Source organism: Okeania sp. SIO2F4, from assembly GCF_010672385.1.
In the GTDB taxonomy this organism is placed as follows: domain Bacteria; phylum Cyanobacteriota; class Cyanobacteriia; order Cyanobacteriales; family Microcoleaceae; genus Trichodesmium.
The window spans coordinates 1-5,835 of record NZ_JAAHGT010000624.1; the positions used below are offsets into that span (position 1 = coordinate 1).

4 protein-coding genes are annotated in these 5,835 nt (G+C 32.9%); 1 reads left to right on the forward strand and 3 read right to left on the reverse strand.

Going from position 1 to position 5,835, the window contains the following annotated elements:
* Window positions 1-25: 25 nt before the first annotated feature.
* Window positions 26-412 carry a DNA sulfur modification protein DndE gene (gene dndE / locus F6K22_RS28995; RefSeq protein WP_293106073.1) on the reverse strand — a complete coding sequence of 129 codons (387 nt, stop codon included), beginning with the start codon at window positions 410-412 and terminating at the stop codon, window positions 26-28.
* Between the two features lie 1,300 nt (window positions 413-1,712).
* On the opposite strand from dndE, the gene F6K22_RS29000 reads away from it, so the two are divergent.
* A complete protein-coding gene (locus F6K22_RS29000; protein WP_293106075.1) occupies window positions 1,713-3,461 on the forward strand; it encodes a hypothetical protein in 1,749 nt (582 codons plus the stop codon).
* 691 nt (window positions 3,462-4,152) lie between these two features.
* On the opposite strand, the gene F6K22_RS29005 is transcribed toward F6K22_RS29000, so the two are convergent.
* Together F6K22_RS29005 and F6K22_RS29010 are read right to left on the reverse strand one after the other, a co-directional pair.
* Window positions 4,153-4,692: a tachylectin-related carbohydrate-binding protein gene (locus F6K22_RS29005; protein ID WP_293106078.1), complete on the reverse strand. Its 540-nt coding sequence runs from the start codon at window positions 4,690-4,692 to the stop codon at window positions 4,153-4,155.
* 175 nt (window positions 4,693-4,867) lie between these two features.
* Window positions 4,868-5,491 carry a hypothetical protein gene (locus F6K22_RS29010; protein ID WP_293106080.1) on the reverse strand — a complete coding sequence of 208 codons (624 nt, stop codon included), beginning with the start codon at window positions 5,489-5,491 and terminating at the stop codon, window positions 4,868-4,870.
* Window positions 5,492-5,835: the final 344 nt, after the last annotated feature.

A 5,835-nucleotide genomic window follows, 5' to 3' on the forward strand; every position in this document is an offset into this window, starting at 1 on the left:
TATTAATTAGTGAATAGAGATTTGATTATGGGGAAATAACAGTTACGATTAAGTCTTCTATCTTTTTTATATTTTGGTTACCAGCTAAATATCCAATACCTCGATGCAAATGTAGCCTAAATTGAGTGGCCAAAGTTTCTTGCTCTATACCTATTCCTTCATTATAGCAACGTTGCTTAAGAGCTAACAACAATATGTCAGAAAATTTCCCGCCAAAAATTCTCCATGTTAATTCTAAATTGCTATCAGCAGGAATTGGCACTGGAGAGGGAATACTTGATTCTGCCAAAGAGCAACAGAATGCCCAACGACAAAGGATATTCCACTGGTCAATTTTAGTATTACGTTTAAGTTTTGTTAACTGTTCTTTGGCTACTTGAGAAAGTCGTATTCGTTCAATTGGTGGTTCCATAAAAGGTATTAGATATAACTATGCATGATTGGGATGAAATTAGATTTTTTTTCAGTTGCTTTAATCTATAGACTTCGTGGCAGTTGTCAGGGAATAGGGAATAGGTATGGAGGGAATAGGGAGATGAAATTGTTAATTTTAGATCTTGAATTTATTTAATTAAAACTTTTGCAAAAGGTCTTATGAGAATTTATTTGGGATTCAGGTAAAATATATTTCAACTATGGCAATCATATTTTAGTTGTGAGATTTTAGTGGTAATTAGGAGTCAGGAGTCAGAATATAAAAGGATTTTGATTACTCTTAACTGTTCTTAAATATCTCATAAATCATTCCTGATTGCTATAGGTTTTCTCAAATTAGTAAAATTTGCTTCAATTCCTTTCCTATTTCATATTGCCAGTTGCCTGCTGCCTCATCTGAAAAAAAATTAAACATCACACCTTACTACTATATTTATTTATAAGTTATAATCAGTTATTTACTTGATATTTAGTAAAAAAATATAGCAATCAGATGCGAGAATTTGAATATTCCCTGTTCTCTCAAAGTCTACAATATCTGACAACTAAAATAAGATTGCTATATTTAGAGATTATTGATACAAATCAATATTTATAGCTTTATATTTATAGCTAAAGTGCTTGACTACTACATATATTGAACTATAACCTAAACTTAATCTGTTAATTCTAAATTTTTGTAACAAATTAAGTATATGCTTAAAAGCTACATTAAGACTGGAAAACTTTGCATAAAAGTTGATAAGCAACATAATATTTTTATGTTTATAGCAATTTAATTTAAGTTCTGAACGGAATTCCTTATTCCTCCTAATCTCCTAAAAGTTATCAAATTATTTCGTATTTTTCCCTATTCTCAGTAATTGCTGTTTCCTTTTTTTCATTAATCCTGGTTGACATTTAAAATGAAAATACTATATACCGACTAACCATGAGATTACTAATGGTAGTTATATTAAATTGATAAATGTTTGCTACAAATAGTTAGGCTATTTCTTAGAAGTAAACCGACCCCTAACCCCTCCCAGCAGGGGAAGTCAAGAGACAGGAATTAGAATGAATAAGTTTGATCTCATTTTTGATCTCGTAATTTATCTTTTTCGTCAAATAGATATGAAAGATCGAGTCTTTTAAGACTGCTTATTATTCGTAACATTCTTTTTTCATGCATGGTATTATTCGGAAAGGTTGGAGAAAATAATTTCTATGGCAATAGCAGAAAAAAATATTTTAAATATCTGTTAAAATTAGCCCGAACGATAAATTTTTCATAGTAAATGTTAATTTCAAATTTACATAAATTTTTGACTTATCCTGTCAAGAAAAAATCTGATCGAGGGGTGATATTTTGGTTTAGTCTTAGCATGACTTTTGCTGTGCTTTATGGTTTTTTAGCACTTAAAAAAGCTTTTGCTAGTGGTCTGAGTGTTCAAGATGATGCCAGACAACATATTTTTTGGATGCAACGTTTTTTTAATCCTGATTTATTCCCTAACGATTTAATTGCTGACTATTTTCAATCAGTCGCTCCCGCAGGATATACTTGGCTTTATAAAAGTGCGACATTTATAGGAATTAATCCATTTATTTTGGCAAAAATTATTCCTTTTATTTTAGGTTTAATCTGCACCTACTATATTTTTAGAATCTGTTTAGAAATTTTACCAGTTCCTATGGCAGGATTTATTGCAGCTTTGGTAATGAATCAGGCTATTTGGATGAAAGATGATGTGGCTTCGGCTACTCCTAGAGCATTTGTTTATCCATTTTTTCTGGCTTTTTTATATTATTTAATCCGTGGTTCTTTAGTCAGAATGGGGATAGCGATCGCTCTGGTGGGATTATTTTATCCGCAGTATGTTTTTATTGCTTCTGGAATGCTAATTTTAAGATTAATTTGCTGGAGAGATGGCAGGTTTGAATTATCATCAGAAAAACCAGATTTTCTACTTTGTGGGGTTGGTTTAAGTACGGCATTTTTTGTTTTATTACCTTATGCTTTAACTTCTTCTGAATTCGGACCTGTTATTAGTCGAGAAGCAGCGATGAAGTTAAGAGAGTTTTATCCAAATGGGAGGAGTACATTTTTTCACGTTCATCCTAAAGATTTTTGGTTAACTGGTAAACGTAGTGGGATGTTTCCTAAGTCTTTATTTACTCCTGCTACTCAATGTGCGGGATTAGTATTGCCGTTTTTATTGTCTTTTGGTTCTGCTTTTCCTTTAATTAAAAATATTACGAGTCGTATTTGGTTATTGGTGCATTTATTACTGTCTTCTTTGGGAATGTTTTTTATTGCTCATGCTTTACTTTTTCGACTACATCTTCCGAGCAGATATACAGGGTTAAGTTTCCGCATAATTATTGCTTTGGCAACGGCGATCGCTCTAACTTTAATTATTGATGCTTTGTTTGATTGGGCAGAAAATAGACAAAAATATCCTGTTAAATATAAGAATTTTATTTGTTTAACTTTAATAGGTTTAATTCTGGCATCTCTGGTTTTATATCCTGCTTTTGTTAAAGGTTTTCCTCTGGTTAAATATAAGGTGGGAAGAGCTACAGATTTATATGAATTTTTTCAAGAACAACCTGAAGATATTCTGATTGCTTCTTTGGAGGAGGAGGCAAATTTATTGCCTACGTTTGCTCAACGTTCTATTTTGTTGGGTAGGGAATATGCTATTCCTTATCAGGTTGGTTATTATAGTCAGTTTCGCCAACGTGTTATAGATTTAATTGTTGCTCAATATAGTTCAGATTTAATGGATGTGAAAAGTTTTATTCAAAGGTATGGGATAGATTTTTGGATGTTACATCGTGGTGGTTTTACGCCGGAATATGTTGAGGATAATAGTTGGTTAATGCAATATGAATCTGCACAGGATGCGGTTACTTTTTTGCAGTTGGGATATATTCCTGCTTTGGCAACGACTATACCTATTTGTACTGTTTTTCAGAATGATAGTTTATTTGTTTTGGATGCTAATTGTATTTTGGGGAAGGGAGTAGGGAGTAGGGAGTAGGGAGTAGGGAGTAGGGGTTTGGTCTCCAAACCTAAGAGTCTAGTAGTGAACTGTTTTATCTAAAATTATGCAATGGCAAATTTTTAAGGTACAACTTTCTCTTGCCACAATGGAAATTCATTTTATGAAGCACCCCGGCAGAGGTGGTGGGTAGTGAAATTTTCTTTCCCCATGCGTATAGAGCAATAATAAATTCATTTTATGAAGCACCCCAGCAGAGGTGATGGGTAGTGAAATTTTCCTTCCCCATGCGTATAGAGCAATAATAAATTCATTTTATGAAGCACCCCAGCAGAGGAGATGGATAGTGAAAATTTCTCTTCCCCATGCGTATAGAGCAATAATAAATTCATTTTATGAAGCACCCCAGCAGAGGAGATGGATAGTAAAATTTTCCTTCCCCATGCGTATAGAGCAATAGTTAATTCATTTTATGAAGCACCCAGACAGAGGAGATGGATAGTAAAATTTCCTAACCAAAGCGTAACGCACTAACCAAAATATTTGGAATAGAAATATTGGACAAGAGGTGGTGCGTTACATTTCATTTTCATGTCACGCAGTGTTTCATGTTAGCTCTTAGTCGAAAACGCACCTTACTAAATATTCTCTACTTTAGATGAAAAAGTCCACTACTAGGGAGCGTATTAGCGAGTTATTTCCTATTTCCAGAAAAAAGGGATATTCTTCCTTAGAAAATCTTGCTGTAAATATTCCAACCGCTAGATATTACCCTTTCATTACCATTGTTGTTAAAGTTATTCAGGTTTGGCGAGCCACTATAGCTATAGTATGATAATTCTCCATTGGGTTTCTGAGCAAATATAATACCAGAACCTCCTGAAAAAATCTTGCTGTAAATATTCCAACCGCTAGATATTACCCTTTCATTACCATTGTTGTTAAAGTTATTCAGGTTTGGCGAGCCACTATAGCTATAGTATGATAATTCTCCATTGGGTTTCTGAGCAAATATAATACCAGAACCTCCTGAAAAAATCTTGCTGTAAATATTCCAACCGCTAGATATTACCCTTTCATTACCATTGTTGTTAAAGTTATTCAGGTTTGGCGAGCCACTATAGCTATAGTATGATAATTCGCCATTAGGTTTCTGAGCAAATAGAATACCAGAGGTACCTTGGGAATTCACAACAGATGTAAAAATTGTTAAGAGAGCGATAATACTTGCAAGTAAAACTTTTGCTATGCGACTTTGTATAATTTTCATTTCTAGCCCTTCCTTTACTGTGGTTAAACGTAAATGTGATAAGAATTAAAAATTTTTGATTAAATATCTTAATTACACCGGGCTTTCATTACTAAAATACTTTATATTTATTTAAGGATTTAGGTTATTTTATAGATTTAGGGATGGATTCTCAGACAATCTAGGGATTAAGCATTCAAGAATTTTCTCGATATTCTCCAAATGGTTGCAAAATAATTCCTAAAATTTTATCAATTTCTTTGACATAATATTCCCCTACATCAATACGGATAATTTTTTCTTCAAGTGTTAAAAATTTCCAATTTGTTCCGGTTGTAACTGCACCATAAATAACTTTAACTGGATTATCAGCTCGCTGATTAAATAATTGCGCTCCGACCATACTAGCAACACATTGTCCTAAGCCTCGAATAATATTTTCGTTTTTAGCTTCAACAATGGTAAGAACTGGAGCTGTAATGAAATATTGTTCAGAAGAAAAACTGAGCAAAAAATCACAATATCCTTGTAATCCTAAATCTGCTTCTACATTAAATTCTGTTCCGGAAAAGAGGCTAATTCGATAATTTAATTGTCGTCTAACATCGGCTAAAATTTGAGAAATTAATAATTCAGAACGAGCTTTTTCTGTATTAATAGCAGTTGCTAATGGAATATATTCTCGTAAAATAGTTGTGAGAATTTCAGAAGGTTTAACTGGTTCAACTTTGGAAAATAAATCTTGATTTTCTTCTAGGGTTAATTCAAAATTTGTCTTGGCATTTTCTAGTGTAAATTTACTGTAAGAAACATTGCTCATTTTCAGCACGATTAGATTTAAAAGAAGTTAATACTTATCTAGCTCAAAAAAATCCACAAGAGGCAAGTAAACTACGAGAAAAAATTAGATAGGAGTACAGTATAATCGTCAATAATTAAGACTTCAATATTAGTAACTATGAAGAACTTATAGCCAAAGCCACAAAATGGAAAAACTCACTCAAGATTCGGCATTGTTTCTTGTTTATTTCATGTAATTTATCTCAACGTTGGTCCTTGACCCGCGCTCTCCCGCAGGGGAGCGACGCAATTGGAAAACCAATCAATGTTGTGGTTTCACATATAATATGCTACAATGTAAACATTGACAAATAAACAGTAGAT